Origin of the sequence: Arcanobacterium wilhelmae, from assembly GCF_029632765.1 — a bacterium.
Classification (GTDB): domain Bacteria; phylum Actinomycetota; class Actinomycetes; order Actinomycetales; family Actinomycetaceae; genus Arcanobacterium; species Arcanobacterium wilhelmae.
The window spans coordinates 1,588,578-1,606,761 of the sequence record NZ_CP121247.1; the positions used below are offsets into that span (position 1 = coordinate 1,588,578).

Consider the following 18,184-nt stretch of genomic DNA (forward strand, 5'->3'; position numbering starts at 1 on the left):
TGAGATATGAAAATTCTTCACACGTCTGATTGGCATTTGGGCCGCACACTCCACGGGGCAGATCTCACCTGCGCCTTCGAAACCTGGTGCGATCACGTGGTTCGCCTCGCTGATGAGGTGGATGCTGTGTTGATTTCCGGGGATGTTTTTGATCGCGGGGTGCCGCCGGTCGCCATGGTTTCTTTGCTTTCACGCACATTGCACGAACTCGTGGCGCGAACACAGGTGGTGATCACGTCGGGTAACCACGATTCTGCGCGCCGGCTCGGGTTCGCCAGCGATCTGCTGAAAGAGGGCCTCACGATGCGTACCCGCTCCGCCGACGCCGGCGTGCCGATTCCACTGAAAGATTCGGATGGGAATGTGGGCGCGATCGTCTACGGGATCCCCTACCTGGAACCCGATATTGCGCGAGTAGAGCTAGCCGAGGGCGAGGAATTGCTCGACCGAAGCCATGAGGCAGTAATTCGAGCCGCGCTGGGCCGGATTCGCAAGGATATTGAGTCCGGCGAATATGCGGGGCTGGATGTGCCGCGCATTGTGATGGCTCACGCCTTCATTGTTGGTGGAGAGCCGTCCGAATCGGAGCGCGATTTGCATATCGGAGGCGTGGATAGTGCACCGAGCAGGATTTTCGATCTTGGGCTCGATCTGCCTGGAGGCGGGGTGGATTACGTGGCTCTCGGGCACCTGCATGGCCCGCAGAAGGTGGGCGGCGATGCACCGATGATGAGGTATTCTGGCTCCCCGGTGGCCTTCTCATTTTCCGAAGAGCATCATAAGAAATCGAGTACCATCGTCGATTTTGAAAATCGGCATGCACCTCAGGTGCGTCTTGTGCCCGCACCTGTCGAGCGCCCGCTCGTGACTCTTCGTGGAACGTTTGAGGAACTCACGTCTGGGGAACACGCGATGGAGGCCGGCGCGTATGTTCGCGCTTTTGTTACCGACGATTCCCGTCCGAACAACCTGGTGGCGCGCATGACGAAGGTTTTTCCCTACCTCCTCGAGTGCCAACACACCCCTGCGTCGCGCACGCAGCGCAGGGCGACGATCGAGGCGGTCAAAAATGATCCAGTTACGGTGATCGGCGATTTCTTCGACGCCGCTGGCGGGCGGCCGATCACAGATGAGGAGCGCGCGTTGCTGACGAAGGCGTGGGAAGCTGTGGCAAAGGAGAACGAGAAATGAAGCTGCTTCATCTTGAGTTTTTTGGGATCGGACCCTTCGGTGGCCACGAAGTGATTGATTTTACGTCGCTGACAGCCGACGGCCTGTTCCTCCTCGAAGGCCCCACTGGGAGCGGAAAATCCACAATTATCGACGCCGTGGTCTTCGCACTTTATGGCAAAGTGGCCGGCGCCGAGGCGTCGGAAGAACGCGTGCGTTCCTCGCACGCCGAACCGCGCACGGAATCGTACGTCGATCTGGTATTCGAGGTAGCTTCCGGTATTTACCGCGTTCGTCGCACACCGAAATGGAGTCGGCCAAAGACGCGCGGCACCGGATTCACCCCCGTGAATGCCTCGGCACAGTTGTGGAGGATGTCTCAGGCTGCTGTGGACGCCGGCGAATGGCGTACGGGCGTGGCGCTTGCGGCAAAGGCACGTGAGGTCGGGCAGGAGCTCGGCGCAATTCTTGGCCTCACTCGCGAACAGTTCGTTCAAACAGTCGTTCTTCCCCAGGGCCAGTTCGCCGATTTCCTTCGGCTCAAATCAACCGACCGCTCGGCTCTGCTCGAATCTTTGTTCGGAACCGAGGATTACCGCAAGCTCGCCGAGAAGCTCGCCGCCGATTCTCGGCAGGCGCGCAAGGTTGTTGATGCAGCGCGCAACGCATTCACTACTGCTGTCGAAACGTGGCTTGGTAACGAGGGCGTCAAAAATTCCGCAGCTCAGGTACGAACACTGCTCGAGCAAACCGTGGACGAGAGCGATTCCACCGTGCTCGATTTCATGGGCGAAACCAGCCAGTCCCTCAGCGAAGCTTCGGAGGAGGCGCGCACCATCGCCTCCGAACGCGCTCAGGAAGAGACGAAAGCCAGAGCTGACCTCAATTCCGAACTCGCATTAGAGGCCGCGGTCAAGAAGCGCGCTACCCTGCTCGCCGCGAAGGCCGCACTCGAGGAGCAACGTGACGAGATCACAGCTCTCAGGCAAAAGATCACTCTCCACCGGCGCGCTGTCGTTCCGGTCAACCGACTCGACGACGTCACCCGCGCTACCACGGCCGCCTCAGCGGCACTCGAGGCCGCCACCGGCGCCTGGGCGCATGCCCCCGAACAACATTCCGCTCTATTGGCCCACTCCAGCGAACCGCTCACCGCCAGCTCAGACCTTGGCATGTTGGCCGCGTGTGCACAGGAAACCGCTGTAGCTGGAGCTACAGCGGTGGAAGAGCTCGATCAGCGGATCGGTGCAGCCAACGAGATCGCCAATCTTGAAGCTTCCATCCCAGAACTTGTTTCTTCCCAAAACGCTGCCAAAAACGAGCTCACAGAGGTTGCCACAAGCCTGGAGCATCACCGCGCGGAACTCGAAGCCCTCCCGCCTCAGAAAGAGCGCCTTCTCACTGAACGAACAGAAGCCGAGAAATTGGCCTCGGGCATACAGAGCGCCGAGGCCGCCATCAAGGCACTCACCACAGTTGAAAAAGTGGTGGCAGAAGCACAGGCACTCCAATCGCTTGTTTCCGCGAGCGAATCTTCCGCCGAAAAGGCTCTCGGAGCGCTCACAAAGGCACGAGCTGAGGAAAAGGAAATATTCAATGCCTGGATCGCCTCGAGTGCCGCGGAACTGGCACTCCACCTCGAGAGCGATTCACCGTGCCCAGTGTGCGGCTCAACCTCCCACCCCCAACCTGCGCCGGAATCTGGCATCCTTGCCACGCGCAAAGATGTTGACAAAGCGATCGCCAAGAGCGCGAAAGCTCTCGAGAAAAGCGACACAGCCAATCGTGAACTACTCCAGGCACGCACTTCGCTGAAAGAGCTCAACAAGCAACTCGGCGATCATACAGCGCAATCAATTGCCGCATCCCTTGAGTCACAGCGGGCGGCTTTGGCCGAAGCCAAAGCCGCCGCCAAACGCATCACAGAACTAGATAAGAAGATTAACGAAGCTACTGTGAAGGCAGATGCTCTACACACGCAGATTTCGACGCTCCAGGCAACTTCCGCCTTGCTCAGCGAAAGGGACCGCTCGATTGGAGAGCAGATCGAAGCCACCCAAACTAAGGTGGCTGCCGCACTCGAAAACTCCGGCACGCAAAGCGCATCCGGTCTTGTCAAAACACTACGTAGTGATCGTCAACAAGCAGAAAACGGCCGCGCCGGCTCCGAATCACTCTTGACAGCCATACACACGCTTGTCGAAGCGCAAAAACTTTCACGTCAGGCCCTCGATGAGTCCAAGCTCTGCGAAGCCGAAGCACGCGCAGCCTTCCTCATGCCCGCCATGCTCACACAGATCGAGGAAAAGGTAAAGGCATTCGAGAACGACGAAACTACCATCAGCACGCAGCTGAACTCGGAAGAACTGGTACAGCTCACCGGAGAGGAAGTCCCGCACGTCGATGCTGTTCAGGCTCGGTTCGAGCAGGCACATGCGAGCGCAATGGAGGCTAATGAGTTTGCCATCCAGGCAAAACGAAGTGCAACAGATGCCCACACTCACTTAGCTCACGCCAAGCGCGCACACGTAGCATGGGCGCAGCAGGCCGATGAGGCCGGGCCGATCGTCCGCCTGGCACATCTTGCGAATGCCGACAACGAATCCTCGCTCATCAAGATCCCACTCGGAGCGTGGGTTCTTCTCCAGCGCTTCGAGGTTGTGGTGGAGCGAGCCAATGAGCACCTCGCAATCTTCTCGCGAGGTCGATACGAGCTCCAACGCGTGGACGAGGGCGAGAAGGGCAGAAAGCTCGGCCTCGGCATCGCCGTCATCGATCACACAGGAAGCGCCGAGGGCGATGTTCAACGAGCCCCCGGCTCACTCTCCGGCGGCGAAACCTTCTACACGTCACTCGCTCTCGCCTTGGCTCTTGCCGAAGTTGTTCAGGAAGAAAACGGCGGCGTCCACATCGAGACCCTCATGATCGACGAAGGCTTCGGAACACTCTCCGCCGACGTTCGCGACGTCGTCATGCAAACCCTCACTCAGCTCACGGACGACGGCCGCACAGTCGGAATCGTCTCTCATGTTGAAGAGCTCAAGAGCATGATCCCCTCGCGGATTGCTGTGCGGCCATCCGAGCGAGGCTCCACGCTCACACAGATCAGCTAGTGAGCGCGGCGATGAGCGCCGCGCGTTCAAGGATGTCGTACCAGAGTAGGTCAATCTCTGCGCTCTCCTCGAACGCCCGCTCATCGCCCGCGATAGCATCTCGGATCACTGCTTCTGCCTCAGCCTCGTCGATGTGAATCGATTCGACCCGATCCCACGAGAGCGGCTCAGCCATGTGGACGCCCGATTCGAGGATCTCCTCATCCACTGCAGGAAGTTCCACCATCGGGGTTGGTACATCGGCAACTGCCACCACTCGACGGGGCACGGTGGTCAGTGCACGGAGCGAATCATCAGCGGCCGCAAGAAAAGCGACATATTCAAGTTCCTCTTCGCCTTCCCTCGGGAAAACGCGAGACAAATCTGGAGTCACTGCATGAACGAGACGAGGCGAGATCTCATCGTGCTCGATCTCTTGAGGCGTGAGTGGAACATAAATACGCATGGCGCAATTCTATCGCCCGCCTATCATTTCATCGCGGACGAACTCCCACAGGCGCACAATATCCTTTGAAGCAGCCGATTTCGGCGCCCGTTGCACAATCGACTCCCCACGAAGAAGGGCGGCATCACACTTTGCCGCATCATCTCGAATAAGAATTGACGGCAACCGAACGGGTACCAAAAGGCGCGAAATCTGACCTGATGGATCGTGGCCAACGCTCGACGAACGCACCTGGTTCACCACAATCACACCCTCTTCACCCGGAGTGTACAGATCAATATGCTCAAGGAGACGGCGAATGCCAAGCACCGATGCACTGCTCACATGGAGCACCACATCGGACCCTCGATCACACGGCGAGTCACATTCCAACGGTCACGCATCGCGTCCGAACCCGAGAATCCTCCGGCAAGATCAAGAAAAATCCACGATTCACGCATACGCAAGGTCTCGACGATCTTCTCAACCACCGGCGCACTGATCTCGCGCCACCTCGCCGCGGAATTCAAACCAGCGATCACACGTGTTCCGGAAGAATCCGTTTCCACCAGCAGATCGGCTGCGGCTTCGACGTCGCGCCCCTTCTCTACGTTCCTCGCGAACGCAACAAGCGCAGACGACTCCTCCACCGCACACATTTGAGCCAATGATGGCGCAACAAGATCCAAATCCACAACAACCCCGCCACTGAGACGAGCCAGTTCACGAGCGATCGTCGAACGTCCGTGGGAACCGGGCGGCCCCCACACAGCAACAATCACACCGGAGCCGCTCGCAGGTGCCGGCGCGCTCGGACGCTCCAACTCCCCCACCGACTCAATCCATGCAACCGCCTCCGACGGGGAAATCACCTGCGCAGACATGTTGCGCAAGTATTGCGCCGGTTGTTTCCCACCAATGAGCCCAACCTGCAGGCCCAAACTCTGCAGTTCCTTCACCGCGGTGAGAGACAACGACTCAAGATCGCCGTCGATCAGCGCCGCTCCCCCAACACCCGCCGACGCTGTAGCGAGGAGCTCTGTTAAGTCGGCACAACGCCGAACGATGTAGTGATCAGTACGGCGCTGGCCCAAGGCATAGAGTAGCTGCTCCTCAAAATCCGGATTCACTAAGAGCAAGACGCTCATCGCCCACCTCCCGGAACCGCAATCATCAACGATTCTCCTCTCCCCAGCGCTTCGACAACCTCGCCCTCGCTGCCAGGACGGAAACGTAACTGGGCCTGTGGGCCGCCTACCAAGCGATTACCCGTGCTCACATGCACAACCTCAGCGCTTGAGACCTTATGAGCGCGCGAATCATCACGACGAGCGGTCTTTGCAGGCAGTGCCCACACCTCAACCACAGTTCCCGGCTCGAGCGACCTCACAGGCGCATTCACCAACGGCACGTCAATATCGACAAACTCAACACCACCGATGAGGTCAACATCGCTCCTAGATACGATTTCGCCAACAGCGAGAGGATGTGAGGCAACCATCTGAGCAGACAGCTCCTTCGCAGGCAAGCGCCCCTCTGATTGAGACACCAGTAACTCAACTATTGCTACAGAATCAGAGATACTCGCACCCCGCGGCACTGGTTTGGAAATCTCGACAAATGGCTGTAGTTTTTCATTGCTCAACAAAAATGCCCCTAGCATTCCTCCAGCAAGGATGAGTACAATACCTATGAAAAGGCGGGGATCTACGAGAATTAGTCTCACATGTTTTGATGTCATATGTAAAGCATGCCAAAGATCCCGTTTTTCGCAGTCAAGTTATCCACAGGTTGCGATTGTGGGTGGCAAAATTCATTGAACTGAAGGTGAGAACAAATGGCAAAGTTTCTGACAATCTCAGACGTTGCAGATTACCTCAACGTCTCGGCAGGCCAGGTCCGTACACTGATCAAGAATGGCGAAATTCCCGCCATCCAGGTCGGCGGCCGTGGCCAGTGGCGCATCGAAGAGGCCAAGCTTGAGGAGTACGTCAAGCGCGGCTACGAAGCTACCGCAAAGAAGATCGGCTCCGACTTCGAAATGTGAGCGTGAACCCATGGTGTGGGGGCGAAGCTACAATCTTCGCCCCCACACCATTTTTGTGCGCTTTCCGCGCGGGCACACATACGTTCTCTCGACACACATACACCACATAGCGCCCGCGATCACACGAGACACAGCGACGACTCTTACCACACCGACTTCGCCGGCTACTCCCACGGCTAGCGCAGAAACTCCACGTAGCCGATGGCCGAGAATGGTATCACCCGATCATCACGCACCGAACCACTCCAATCAAGCGCCCCACTCACAATACGTACCCAGTCTGCACCGACATCGGCGATCTCACCTACCGCATCCACACCCGGGCCAACGATGCGAACCGACACACCAACGTCGCGCCTGAGTATCGCGGGCAGTTTTAGCTCCAGACGACTCCTCGCATTCCCTGCACGCCCCAGCCCCTCAATCCATTCCACGGCAGCGAGCCTGATCAATGCGCATTGACGCGTGCCAGAAATCTCAAACCAATCCGCGCCCACGCGTACCGGAACTCCACGCAACTCGTTGTCACCTACGCCAACAAGCACCTCCACACCTAGCGCGCCATTCACAAGATCAACAAGCCCAACCGAACCCACCTCGGCGGTTCGGAGCTCGCCGAGCTCGATGGCCTCATCTTCGCGTCGGGCAGCCTCAATCCGGCCCTCAATAATTGCAATAACATCCTCAAGATCCATATCACACATCATACCGAGACACACAATAAGGAACGCAACTTCTCGGTATTTACATGAATAAATAATCAAAAATCCCTGAAGCGGGGTATACCCCGCGGAGAGGAAGCGAACGATTCACGTTTAATTCAAGCACTTCACCAAACAACACCAAACAGATACAAAGGAGTTGCAGATGTTTCACCTCACCGCCGCCGAAACATTAACTCTTATATTTACCCAGGTCAGAACGGATACGCCATCCACTACCTTGAATCGCTGGTTACTCGTACTCGCCACTACACTGCTTGTTTTCTCCATGCTGTGGCACACAAGCGCCTGGGTACTTTACACAATCGCGAACCGCACGCGAAATGCGTCGCTGATGGCTCAGGTTGCTGTGATCGCACCGAAACGAATCGCGCGCAAAGCAGCGCTCGCACTAACACTGCCCACTTTCATGCTCGCCTCACCAGCGGTGGCGGCGCCCATCGACCTCACATGGGGCTCCGACGTCGGGCAGGAGATATCGTACGACCAACCGTCCGGCGTCGAAAATGGCACCCCCGACGTCGACCCTAGCTCTGCCCCTGACGCCCGAATCTCACCCGACGCCGACTCAACTCCCCATACCACCGCCACCCCCGACGTCAGTATTCAGCCCGTTATCCCCACTCCCGCACCAGCCAGCGTTGCCCTACCGCATCACACAGACCCACAAACCACGGTGACAGACGCCGCACCCGAGGAACTCACGTCACCTCGCCCCCAAACCACACCATCCAACAGCCATCCCCGCACACCGGCGAACATCACCACATCTGCACCGCGAAAAATCACCGTTCACCGCGGCGACAGCCTGTGGGCCATCGCCCAAAAAATCGACCAACATCAAACTGCAGAACTCGTCGACCGCATCTGGCACCACAATAAGTCCGTCATCGGCGACAACCCAAACCTCATTTACGCAGGTCAAGTACTCGAAATCCCGGAGGTCACCAATGTCAGTGCCCGCTAACGCAACGCCGCGTCCACGCCCGAACCTCGCCGCCGTGCGCAAAAGTGAATTCGATCGCCTCCGGTTCGCCTCTGTCCCCGAACACAACCCCTACGATTCGCTCGCGGAATGGCGCGACCACCAAATACACCTCAGCGATCCGCTCCCCGAAGGATTCCCGCAACTCAAACCCACGGTGGCCCGCATGATCGGACAATGCGTCGAAGTGCTCCTCGGCCACCGGCCCATCCGGCAAGTCCAGAACTGGATGACCCCGGAAGTCTTCCACTCCCTCGCCAGGCACACGAGTCTCATCCGGCGGGCAGGTGGCGCACCAGCGCGCTGCCTCCCACCACGCGTCAGACGAATCCTTGCGACCCAGCCGCAGCCGCGCACAGCCGAATGCTCGATCGCGCTCTTCGACGGCGTACGCATCCGCGCCGCGAGCGCCAGGGTTGAGGTGCGCCGCGGGCACTGGCAACTCGTGATCTTGAGATCTATTGAGATGAAATAGGGGCGGAGCGAGTTTCCACTCGCTCCGCCCCCGTTATCGCGCGCCGGCATTCACCTCGCACGCCACATGTCAATCACCCGCGACAGTGCACCTCAGTGCTTGCGGCGCGAACGGCGCTCAGCACGGTTCATGCCGTCATCGCCCGCCACCTGCTGGCCGGCCTCGTTCGTGCGCTGCACATTACCCGATTCATCACCTGAGGTGTATGTCATCTGAGCCTGGGTTGTTGGGCGCTTGATGCCCAACACCTTCTCCGTATCCACATTGTGCCCGGACCGCGCAGCAACCTCTGGCTCCTCGCCAGCGGCCAAAGCCTCGCGGGCGGCACGCTCGCTTGGGAGCTCAAAGTTGAACAGGTAACCCACCGTCTCAGAACGGATTGCATCGTTCATCTGCTGGAAGAGCTGATAGCCCTCCTCCTTGTACTCGACAAGCGGATCGCGCTGAGCCATCGCACGCAGACCGATACCTTCCTTGAGGTAATCCATCTCGTACAGATGCTCGCGCCACTTACGATCGAGCACAGTGAGCAGAACCTGGCGCTCAATGTTGCGCATATTCTCGCCACCCAGCTCCTCCTCGCGCTCCTCATAGATCGCGTGGACGTCGTCTGCAACCTCGTTCAGGATTGCCTCGCGGGTGAGCAGACGTGCACCGCCCACTTCCTCAACAAGCTCCTCCGGAGTAAACGACGGCTTGTAGACGCTGCGCAGATCCGTCCACAGAGCGTCCAGATCCCAATCCTCGGGCGCACCCATCGTGTCGGCAGTCACCACATCATCCACCGTGAAATCGATGAACGACTGGATCTGATCTTCAACATCTTCCCCATTGAGAATCGCGCGGCGCTCTTCGTACACAACGGTTCGCTGCTCACTCATCACATCGTCGTACTTCAACACATTCTTACGGATCTCCGCATTGCGGGATTCGAGCTGGGTCTGCGCACGCTCAATTGCGTTCGAAAGGATCTTAAACTCGAGCGCCTCGTCCTCCGGACCCTTCTGGAACATCGCGGTTGCACGGTTGTTACCGAACAGGCGGAGCAGATCATCTTCAAGCGACAGGTAGAAACGCGATTCGCCCGGATCGCCCTGACGACCCGCACGGCCACGAAGCTGATTATCGATACGGCGCGATTCGTGACGCTCCGAACCGAGCACGTACAGGCCGCCAAGCTCCTTGACTTCCTCATGTTCGGCCTTCACAGCCTCCTTCGCCTTCGCGAGCATCTGGGGCCATGCAGCCTCGTAGGCCTCGGCGTCGGCTTCAGTCGAATAGCCGGCCTCGCTCATCATCGCCTGCGCGATATGTTCCGCGTTTCCGCCAAGCATGATGTCCGTACCACGGCCTGCCATGTTCGTCGCCACCGTGACAGCACCCTTGCGGCCCGCCATCGCCACCACTTCGGCTTCCGATTCGTGGTGCTTCGCGTTCAATACGGTATGAGGGATACGGGCCTTCTTCAACAGCGCCGAAAGCTGCTCGGAATGTTCCACCGACGCCGTACCCACGAGCACTGGCTGGCCCGTTGCGTAGCGCTCCTTAATATCCTCAACGATCGCCTTATATTTGCCAGCGACCGTGGGGTACACCAAGTCAGTCTTATCCTGACGGATCATCGGGCGGTTGGTTGGAATCGGCACGACGCCGATGTTGTACGTATTTGCGAACTCTTCGGCTTCCGTTTCTGCCGTGCCCGTCATGCCCGATAGCTTGTCGTAGAGGCGGAAGTAGTTCTGAAGCGTGATCGTTGCGAGAGTCTGGTTCTCTGCCTTGATCTCCACGTTCTCCTTCGCTTCGATCGCCTGGTGCATGCCTTCGTTGTAACGGCGGCCCGGGAGCACGCGGCCCGTATGCTCGTCCACGATCATCACTTCACCGTTGGTGACGATGTAATCCTTGTCCTTGTGGAACAGCTCTTTCGCCTTGATCGCATTGTTCAGGTAGCCGATCAGCGGGGTGTTGACCGACTCGTAGAGGTTCTCGATACCGAGCATGTCCTCGACCTTGTCGATTCCCGGCTCGAGCACACCAACGGTGCGCTTCTTTTCATCGACCTCGTAATCGGTGTCTTTGCGCATCTGAAGCACGGCGCGGGCGAAGGTCTGATACCACTTGTTGGCATCACCTTCAGCTGGACCGGAAATAATCAGCGGGGTACGAGCCTCATCAATGAGGATCGAATCCACCTCGTCGACGATCGCGAAGAAGTGGCCGCGCTGAACCAGGCTGTCCGTATCGAGCGCCATATTGTCGCGCAAGTAATCGAAACCGAACTCGTTGTTCGTTCCATACGTGATGTCGGCGGCGTACTGCACGCGGCGCTGATCCGGGGTCAGGCCAGCGGTGATCGTACCGGTGGTCATCCCAAGGAAACGGTACACGCGGCCCATCAGCTCGGCCTGATAGGAGGCGAGGTAATCGTTCACCGTCACAACGTGCACGCCCTTGCCGGGCAGCGCGTTGAGGTAAGCAGCGAGGGTTGCGACAAGCGTCTTACCCTCGCCCGTCTTCATTTCGGAGATATTGCCCATGTGCAGGTTCGCAGCGCCCATGATCTGCACGTCGTAATGGCGCTGACCGAGTGTGCGCTTCGAAGCCTCACGAACAACCGCGAACGCTTCGGGGAGCAGATCATCGAGGGTCTCCCCTGCCTCCAGGCGCTCCTTGAACAGCGTGGTTTGCTCTTTGAGCTCGGCATCGCTCATTTCCTCGAACGAGCTCTCGAGCTCGTTCACCTGCTTTGCGATGCTCTGAAGCTTCTTGAGCGTGCGACCTTCGCCTGCGCGGAGGATCTTATTGATCAGCTTACGCACTATCTCTCCTGACATTTGTGAGAATATACCGCAAACAATTCTAGCGTTTTGTGGCGAACTCGCGAACCGATTGGGCGCACGTCACGTTCGCTGGTTACGAATTTTCCCTCCTGACGTCACCGCCTCCCCCCGACGTCAGGCCTGCGCGTTGCGTCGCTCCCGCTCCCGACGTCGGAGCCGCACTCAAGTCGAATACTCGAGCTCGGCGTCGTCGCACGAAAAAGCGGGAGCACCCCCGTGGGGTGCTCCCGCAACGTCTCATACGCTTAGGCCATCCGATCCACCATCGCGTGAGCGAAAGCCTCCAGCGCTTCCTTAACATCGCCGTCAGGAACGATCGCGAGCTGCGCAAGCGCGTCAGATGTCCACTGGTGTGCCAGCTGGCGGGTTTCCTCCACCACATCATGCTTGCGAAGCATTCCGACAACAGTGGCTAGGCGGTCACCTTCATCGAGGTGCCCCTGCGCGAGCATCGCCAGGATCGCCTCGCCCGACTCGTCGAGCGTGCCGGCTGCACGCTTCTCTTCAAGAAGCAGTGTGGGCATCGTCGGAACACCCTCGAGCAGGTCCGTTCCTGGAGTCTTGCCCGTCACCTTGGAATCCGACATCAAATCGATCACATCGTCGGCAATCTGGAACGCCACGCCAACACGCTCCCCGTACTGAGCAACTGCCTCGGCCAACTCTTCAGAGCCGCCAGCTGAGAGCACGCCATAACGAGCTGACGCCGCAATCAACGAGCCTGTCTTCCCGGCGAGCACATCAATATGGTGTGCCTTCGGATCCTCGCCTTCCTGTGGTCCGACCGTTTCGTGCAACTGGCCGATACACAGACGCTCAAACGTGCGCGCATGCAAGAGCACCGCGCGCGGGCCGAGCCCGGCAACAATCGCCGATGCGCGAGCAAAGAGCATATCGCCTGCCATGATCGCCGAGGAGTTACCGTACAGGTACTGAGCCGAGGGAACGCCGCGCCGCAACGGGGCATCGTCCATCACGTCGTCGTGGTAGAGCGACGCCAGATGCGTCAGCTCGACCACCACTGCCGAGTCGATAACAGCCTGCGCACCTGGATTCGGCCCCAGCTCCGCAGTCAACAGGGTGAGCGCCGGGCGAAGGCGCTTCCCTCCCGCTGCAGCAAGATGGGACGTAGCGGAATCCGCCACCAGATCTCCCACGCGAACAGATTCGCGAAGCGCGTCTTCGACCTCCTCCATGCGCGCGCCAAGGCGACGCGCGAGCGGATGGTCGGACGTAAACAGGCTGTCAATCAGGCTCATAGGATGAACGATCCTTGCATGAAGTCGAGGAAAGGAGCGGGCAGGATGCCCAGCGCAATCGTAGCAACAAGTGCCACCACGATGGCCACCATCGACATACCTTCGGACTTCACAACAACCGTGGAATCGCTCTCAGACTCTTCAAAGAACATGAGAGCCACCAGACGGAAGTAGAAGAACGCCGTGGCCGCCGATGCGAGCACCGCGATCACCACGAGGACTGTTCCGCCCGCGTTAATACCGGCGCGGAACGCCTCAAACTTACCGATGAAGCCGCCCGTGAACGGGATGCCAGCGAATGACAACAGGAACACCAGCATGGAGGCCGCGAGGAATGGGCTACGCTTGCCCAGGCCACGCCACGAATCAAGATCCGTTGCCTCGCCCACGATGTTGCCGGCCGAATCCTTGCCGCGCACGAGCGTGATGACGCCGAACGCGCCGATCGTGGCAAAACCGTACGTGAGTAGGTAGTAGAAGATCGCTGCCACAGCGGTAGCGGTGGGACGGAAATTCGACAGATCCGCCGCAACCGTGGGCAGGGCCGCGATGCCGAGAACAGCGATCAGGATGAAGCCTGCGTGCGCGATCGACGAGTAAGCAAGAAGACGCTTGATGTCTTTCTGTACGAGTCCCATCACCGTACCCACGAGGATCGTGGCGATGATGACAATCCACAAGAACGGCGTGAGCGCCTTCTGCGCCGGAGCCGAAATGAACATCATCACTCGGATCAGTGCAGCGAACGCCGCAGCCTTCGTTCCCGCCGCCATGAATGCGGTGATCGGGGTGGGAGCGCCCTGGTAGACGTCCGGGACCCACTGATGGAATGGCGCGGCACCGACCTTGAACAGGAGGCCCAGAATCACCATCACGACACCGATCACAGTGAACGACGTGCTCCCCAGGAGGGCCGGGTTCGGGCCACCGCCAGCAACGGATGCCACCTCGAAGAACGACACGCGCCCCGTACCGCCATAGATGAATGCCGCACCCATGAGGAACACGGCCGAGGAGAAGGCTCCGAGAAGGAAGTACTTCATCGCGGCTTCCTGCGACAGGAGACGACGACGGCGGGCCGACGCGGACAGAACGTACAGCGGTAACGAAAGTAGCTCGAGCGCAATGAACAGTGTGAGCAGATCGAACGCCGCAGTGAACGCCATCATGCCCCCCATTGCGAAGAGCGCAAGGGGGAAGATCTCCGTCTGCATGCGGCCAGCCGAAGTCGACTCGCGTTCTTCAGCCGAACCCGGGCGGGTTGCCGCGGAAGCTACGAACGAACCGTCACCGACGTGGGTACGATCGGCAATCACGAGGAAGGCGATCAGGGCAACCACGAGGAGCACCACGAACGAAATGATCGAAATGCCGTCTTCCACCAGGCCGATTCCCGTGCTCGGAATCTGGGTGGCTTGCTCGGAGAGTGTGGGGGTTCCATTGCCCGGCGTCAGCACCGAGTATGGAGAGATCTTGCGGCCGCCGGCGATGAACTCAGTCCACCGCCATGCGCTCGCAAGCAGACCGCCGGCAATCGCGAGGATCGCGATCGTCAGCTGGACCGGACGGCGGTACTCGCGCGGCCAGAAAGCCTCGACGAGTGTGGAGAGCACTGCCGCGCCCAGCACAATCAACAGGGGCGTCATCGGCGCCCAGAGGATCGTTGCGTTCACTTGTTGCTCCCTTCGAGAACGACGTTCTCACTGCTACCAGCCTGGGCCATCACCGCGACGGTGTTAGCGGCTGGGGTTGATACAAGATCGATGACCGGGGCCGGGTAGAAGCCGAGCCACAGCATTGCGGCGAGGATCAGGCCCGTTGCGACGGTCTCTGCACCGTGCATGTCCGTGGCTTCAACCTCCGGCTTCGGACCAGTGAAGGCTCGCTGGTACGGCAAGAGGACGTAGACGGCGGCGATCACGACGGCGGGGACGGCGACGAGCGCGGCCCACTTGACCGTCTGGAACGTACCCATCAGTGTCATGTATTCCGGAATGAAGCCCGACAGGCCCGGAAGCGCGATCGTGGCAAGGCCCGCGATGAGGAACGAACCAGCGATGAGCGGGGTCACCCGCTGCCAACCACCGTAGCTCGAGATCCTATACGAGCCTCCGCGGCGGGCCAAGAAGCCCACCACGAGGAACATACCGGCGGTCGAGATTCCGTGGGCAACCATGTAAACCATCGCGCCCTTCATCGCGAGCGTGGAGCCCGAGAAGATCGCCATCACCATGAAACCGAAGTGCGACACCGAAGTGTAAGCCACCAGGCGAAGCAGGTTATCCGACTTCACGGCCATCAGCGCACCCCAGAAGATCGAGATCAGGGCAAGAACAATGATGGTCACTGCAAGGCCGAGGGCCGCCTTCGGGAACAGCGGCACACAGATCACGATCATGCCGTAGGTGCCGAGCTTATCGAGCACCGATACGAGCAGAGTGGATGTGCCTGGTGTCGCAGCGGCGGCCGTGTCCGGAAGCCAGGTGTGGAACGGCCACATCGGAGCCTTGATCGCGAACGCGATGAAGAAGGACGCGAACAGCCACAGCTGGGCGGTATCCGACGCGGAAAGCCCCTTCGCAAGGCTCGAGTAGAGGTAGGCATGATCGCCACCCGGGCCGTATGCGTAAACACCGATCACGCCGGCGAGCATGATCAGGCCGCCCACGAGAGAGTACACGAGGAACTTCATCGCGGCGCCCTTGCGGTTGTGGCCACCGTAACGGCCGATGAGGAAGTACATCGGAACCACGAGGGCTTCGAACAGCACGTAGAACACGAACAGATCCTGAACGGCGAACAGGCCGATCATGATGGCCTCGAGCGCGAGGACCCATGCGAAGAATCCGTAGGAATCCTCTTCGTTTGCCTCGTCGTAGGCAGCAAGGATAACTACCGGCACCAAGAACGTGGCCAGGAAAATCATCACGGCCTGCAGACCGTTGATCCCCACTGTCCAGCTCACGCCGATCTGCGGGATCCAGCGATACGACTCGTACAGCGAGATTTGGTCGGCGTGGTAGCCGGTTGCAAACGCCCCAGCGAACAGTACAAAAATTGCTACAGAAATGCCCAGCGCGTAGTGACGCGCCACCTTGTGAAGCGGCTTCACCAGCCACAGCACGAGCGCGGCAACCGCGGCGAGCGCGATCAGCACCGTCAGCCAAGGGAAGGCTGCGTTGGAAATCATGATTCTTTCCTCCTACTTTCCAAGGCCAACGCTGACAACCACAATGAGTGCCACGAGCACTCCCGCGGTCATCAGGCTCGCGTAGCTACGGGCAAAGCCGTTTTGCAGCTTGCCAACGAGGTTTCCAAGACCGAACGAGCCCTTGCCGATGCCGCGCACCGCGCCATCCACGAACTCGTGGTCAGCGATCGCGGTCCCAGCAACCAGCACCATGCCCGGCTTCATGAACAGGTTCTCGTTAATCGGATCCTGGTAGAGATCGGCGCGGGCCGCGCGCGTGAGGGCGTTGCCTGCCGGAACGGTGGCCGGAACGTCCGCACGCACGTACATTGTCCAGGCAATCCCGACGCCGACGGCGACGACGACCAGCGTGAGGATCGTGATCACGATCGGCGCAAGCACCGGCTCTGCATGGGGGGTCTCACCGATCGAAGGCGAGAGCCAGGAGACGAACCCGACGGCGTTGAGTACACCACCGAGGAAGAGCGAGCCAAGCGCAAGGATCACCATCGGAACCCACATCAGCGGGCCCGGATCGTGCGGATGACGCGCGTTTGCGCCACTCTCGGACCAGCGGGCCTTGCCGAAGAAGATCATGAACACCAGACGCGACATGTAGAAGGCGGTCAAGCCTGCAACTGCCACGGTGATCAGACCGAAGATCCACGGACGGACACCCTCTCCAACAAAGGCGGCTTCGATGATCTTGTCCTTCGAGAAGAAGCCCGACAGGAACGGGAAACCGATAATCGCCAGGTAGCCCGCCATGAACGTAAGGGCCGTGATCTTCATCTTGGAGTACAGACCGCCGAAGCCACGCATGTTCACTTCGTCGTTCATCGCGTGCATCACCGCTCCGGCACCAAGGAACATGTTCGCCTTGAACGCGCCGTGGGTGACGAGGTGGAAGATCGCAAACGCCGCGCCAACCGGACCAAGGCCAGCGGCGAGCATCATGTAGCCGATCTGGCTCATCGTGGAGGCCGCGAGAACCTTCTTCATGTCGTCCTTCGCGGCACCGACCACGGCACCGAACACGAGCGTTATCAGGCCGATGATCGCAACCACCAAGGCCGCCGTCGGCGCCGCAGCATAAACCGCGCCCGAACGGACCATGAGGTACACACCTGCAGTCACCATCGTCGCAGCGTGGATAAGTGCAGACACCGGCGTCGGGCCGGCCATCGCGTCGCCCAGCCAAGCCTGGAGCGGGAACTGCGCCGACTTACCACAGGCAGCCAGAAGCAGGAACAGACCAATGAAAGTCATCCAGCCGGCCGACGCGCCAGACGCACCAGCCTCCACCACAGAGAAATTCACTGAACCGAATACCGCAACCATCGCCATCATGGCGATGAGCATGCCCAGATCGCCCACGCGGTTCATGACGAACGCCTTCTTACCGGCGGTCGCATACTCGGGAACGAAGTTCCAGAAAGAGATCAGCAGGTAGGAGGCGAGGCCCACGCCTTCCCAGCCGAGGAACAACGTGAGGTAAGAGTTACCGAGCACGAGCATCAGCATCGAGGCGACGAACAGGTTGAGATAGGCAAAGAATCGACGGCGGTCAACGTCGTGCGCCATGTACTCCACCGAGTAGATGTGGATCAGGGTGCCGACGAAGGTCACCAGCATCACGAAGGTTGCCGAGAGCGGATCGAAGCGGGTTGCGAGGTCCACCGACAGATCGGTGCCCGGCAGCCATGTGTAGAGGACCGACTCGGTGACGCGCTGCGAGGCGTCCACCGAGAGCAACCCCACCGTGGCGATCAGGCCGATGACGAACGACGCCGTCGACGCGGCGATCGCGAGCCAGTGGCCCCATTTGTCCGCCTTGCGGCCGAGAGCCAGAAGCAGGAGCGCGCTGGCGAGCGGGATTGCGACCGCGAGCCACACATTCGCCGCCATGCCGGTGGCTTGCACTGCAGCTTGGGGCATCATGTAAAGATTCATTGATTC

Annotated in this window: 15 protein-coding genes; 5 read left to right on the plus strand and 10 right to left on the minus strand. The window is 59.6% G+C overall.

Annotated elements, in window-relative coordinates:
- Nucleotides 1-6 precede the first annotated feature (6 nt).
- Nucleotides 7-1,191 (plus strand): exonuclease SbcCD subunit D, encoded by a 1,185-nt coding sequence (locus tag P8A24_RS07075; RefSeq protein ID WP_278057905.1) that lies wholly within the window; start codon nt 7-9, stop codon nt 1,189-1,191.
- On the plus strand, nt 1,188-4,283 hold the full coding sequence (locus P8A24_RS07080; protein WP_278057906.1) for an AAA family ATPase: 3,096 nt from the start codon (nt 1,188-1,190) through the stop codon (nt 4,281-4,283). Before P8A24_RS07075 ends, P8A24_RS07080 begins: the two co-directional genes overlap by 4 nt.
- On the opposite strand, the gene P8A24_RS07085 is transcribed toward P8A24_RS07080, so the two are convergent.
- From P8A24_RS07085 to P8A24_RS07100, 4 genes are read right to left on the minus strand one after another with little or no spacing between them, the layout of a single operon-like run.
- Nucleotides 4,276-4,728, minus strand: a complete 453-nt coding sequence (locus P8A24_RS07085) for a DUF6912 family protein (RefSeq protein WP_278057907.1) — start codon at nt 4,726-4,728, stop codon at nt 4,276-4,278. The genes P8A24_RS07080 and P8A24_RS07085 overlap by 8 nt on opposite strands.
- Nucleotides 4,729-4,737: 9 nt before the next feature.
- Nucleotides 4,738-5,052: a P-loop NTPase family protein gene (locus tag P8A24_RS07090; protein WP_278057908.1), complete on the minus strand. Its 315-nt coding sequence runs from the start codon at nt 5,050-5,052 to the stop codon at nt 4,738-4,740.
- Nucleotides 5,049-5,855: a CpaE/TadZ family protein gene (locus P8A24_RS07095; protein WP_278057909.1), complete on the minus strand. Its 807-nt coding sequence runs from the start codon at nt 5,853-5,855 to the stop codon at nt 5,049-5,051. The genes P8A24_RS07090 and P8A24_RS07095 overlap by 4 nt, the downstream gene beginning before the upstream one ends.
- Nucleotides 5,852-6,256 carry a hypothetical protein gene (locus P8A24_RS07100; RefSeq protein ID WP_278057910.1) on the minus strand — a complete coding sequence of 135 codons (405 nt, stop codon included), beginning with the start codon at nt 6,254-6,256 and terminating at the stop codon, nt 5,852-5,854. The genes P8A24_RS07095 and P8A24_RS07100 overlap by 4 nt, the downstream gene beginning before the upstream one ends.
- Before the next feature lie 288 nt (nt 6,257-6,544).
- On the opposite strand from P8A24_RS07100, the gene P8A24_RS07105 reads away from it, so the two are divergent.
- Nucleotides 6,545-6,754 carry a helix-turn-helix domain-containing protein gene (locus tag P8A24_RS07105; RefSeq protein WP_278057911.1) on the plus strand — a complete coding sequence of 70 codons (210 nt, stop codon included), beginning with the start codon at nt 6,545-6,547 and terminating at the stop codon, nt 6,752-6,754.
- Between the two features lie 176 nt (nt 6,755-6,930).
- On the opposite strand, the gene P8A24_RS07110 is transcribed toward P8A24_RS07105, so the two are convergent.
- On the minus strand, nt 6,931-7,461 hold the full coding sequence (locus P8A24_RS07110) for a hypothetical protein (protein WP_278057912.1): 531 nt from the start codon (nt 7,459-7,461) through the stop codon (nt 6,931-6,933).
- A 283-nt stretch (nt 7,462-7,744) separates the two neighbouring features.
- Here P8A24_RS07110 and P8A24_RS07115 point away from each other — a divergent pair, with 283 nt between their 5' ends.
- Nucleotides 7,745-8,443 (plus strand): LysM peptidoglycan-binding domain-containing protein, encoded by a 699-nt coding sequence (locus tag P8A24_RS07115; RefSeq protein WP_278057913.1) that lies wholly within the window; start codon nt 7,745-7,747, stop codon nt 8,441-8,443.
- Nucleotides 8,427-8,936, plus strand: a complete 510-nt coding sequence (locus P8A24_RS07120; protein WP_278057914.1) for an Rv3235 family protein — start codon at nt 8,427-8,429, stop codon at nt 8,934-8,936. The genes P8A24_RS07115 and P8A24_RS07120 overlap by 17 nt, the downstream gene beginning before the upstream one ends.
- A 92-nt stretch (nt 8,937-9,028) precedes the next feature.
- Here the strand turns inward: P8A24_RS07120 and secA are convergent, their stop codons facing one another.
- The 5 genes from secA to nuoL all read right to left on the minus strand — a co-directional run bounded on the left by secA (nt 9,029) and on the right by nuoL (nt 18,178).
- Nucleotides 9,029-11,770 carry a preprotein translocase subunit SecA gene (gene secA / locus P8A24_RS07125; RefSeq protein WP_278057915.1) on the minus strand — a complete coding sequence of 914 codons (2,742 nt, stop codon included), beginning with the start codon at nt 11,768-11,770 and terminating at the stop codon, nt 9,029-9,031.
- A 251-nt stretch (nt 11,771-12,021) separates the two neighbouring features.
- Nucleotides 12,022-13,035 carry a polyprenyl synthetase family protein gene (locus P8A24_RS07130; protein ID WP_278057916.1) on the minus strand — a complete coding sequence of 338 codons (1,014 nt, stop codon included), beginning with the start codon at nt 13,033-13,035 and terminating at the stop codon, nt 12,022-12,024.
- Nucleotides 13,032-14,681: an NADH-quinone oxidoreductase subunit NuoN gene (nuoN, locus tag P8A24_RS07135; RefSeq protein ID WP_278060236.1), complete on the minus strand. Its 1,650-nt coding sequence runs from the start codon at nt 14,679-14,681 to the stop codon at nt 13,032-13,034. The genes P8A24_RS07130 and nuoN overlap by 4 nt, the downstream gene beginning before the upstream one ends.
- Before the next feature lie 23 nt (nt 14,682-14,704).
- The gene (locus P8A24_RS07140; protein WP_278057917.1) at nt 14,705-16,225 is read right to left on the minus strand and encodes a complex I subunit 4 family protein; all 1,521 of its coding nucleotides are present in this window, start codon (nt 16,223-16,225) and stop codon (nt 14,705-14,707) included.
- A gap of 12 nt (nt 16,226-16,237) precedes the next feature.
- Nucleotides 16,238-18,178: an NADH-quinone oxidoreductase subunit L gene (gene nuoL, locus P8A24_RS07145; RefSeq protein WP_278057918.1), complete on the minus strand. Its 1,941-nt coding sequence runs from the start codon at nt 18,176-18,178 to the stop codon at nt 16,238-16,240.
- Nucleotides 18,179-18,184: the final 6 nt, after the last annotated feature.

Excerpts from the sequence above, each read along its gene's own strand:
- P8A24_RS07075 (WP_278057905.1), top strand. The coding sequence starts at position 7 with ATGAAAATTCTTCACACGTCTGATTGGCATTTGGGCCGCACACTCCAC.
- P8A24_RS07080 (WP_278057906.1), top strand. The coding sequence starts at position 1,188 with ATGAAGCTGCTTCATCTTGAGTTTTTTGGGATCGGACCCTTCGGTGGC.
- P8A24_RS07085 (WP_278057907.1), bottom strand. The coding sequence starts at position 4,728 with ATGCGTATTTATGTTCCACTCACGCCTCAAGAGATCGAGCACGATGAG.
- P8A24_RS07095 (WP_278057909.1), bottom strand. The coding sequence starts at position 5,855 with ATGAGCGTCTTGCTCTTAGTGAATCCGGATTTTGAGGAGCAGCTACTC.
- P8A24_RS07105 (WP_278057911.1), top strand. The coding sequence starts at position 6,545 with ATGGCAAAGTTTCTGACAATCTCAGACGTTGCAGATTACCTCAACGTC.
- P8A24_RS07110 (WP_278057912.1), bottom strand. The coding sequence starts at position 7,461 with ATGATGTGTGATATGGATCTTGAGGATGTTATTGCAATTATTGAGGGC.
- P8A24_RS07115 (WP_278057913.1), top strand. The coding sequence starts at position 7,745 with ATGCTGTGGCACACAAGCGCCTGGGTACTTTACACAATCGCGAACCGC.
- P8A24_RS07120 (WP_278057914.1), top strand. The coding sequence starts at position 8,427 with ATGTCAGTGCCCGCTAACGCAACGCCGCGTCCACGCCCGAACCTCGCC.
- secA (WP_278057915.1), bottom strand. The coding sequence starts at position 11,770 with ATGTCAGGAGAGATAGTGCGTAAGCTGATCAATAAGATCCTCCGCGCA.
- P8A24_RS07130 (WP_278057916.1), bottom strand. The coding sequence starts at position 13,035 with ATGAGCCTGATTGACAGCCTGTTTACGTCCGACCATCCGCTCGCGCGT.
- nuoN (WP_278060236.1), bottom strand. The coding sequence starts at position 14,681 with ATGACGCCCCTGTTGATTGTGCTGGGCGCGGCAGTGCTCTCCACACTC.
- P8A24_RS07140 (WP_278057917.1), bottom strand. The coding sequence starts at position 16,225 with ATGATTTCCAACGCAGCCTTCCCTTGGCTGACGGTGCTGATCGCGCTC.
- nuoL (WP_278057918.1), bottom strand. The coding sequence starts at position 18,178 with ATGAATCTTTACATGATGCCCCAAGCTGCAGTGCAAGCCACCGGCATG.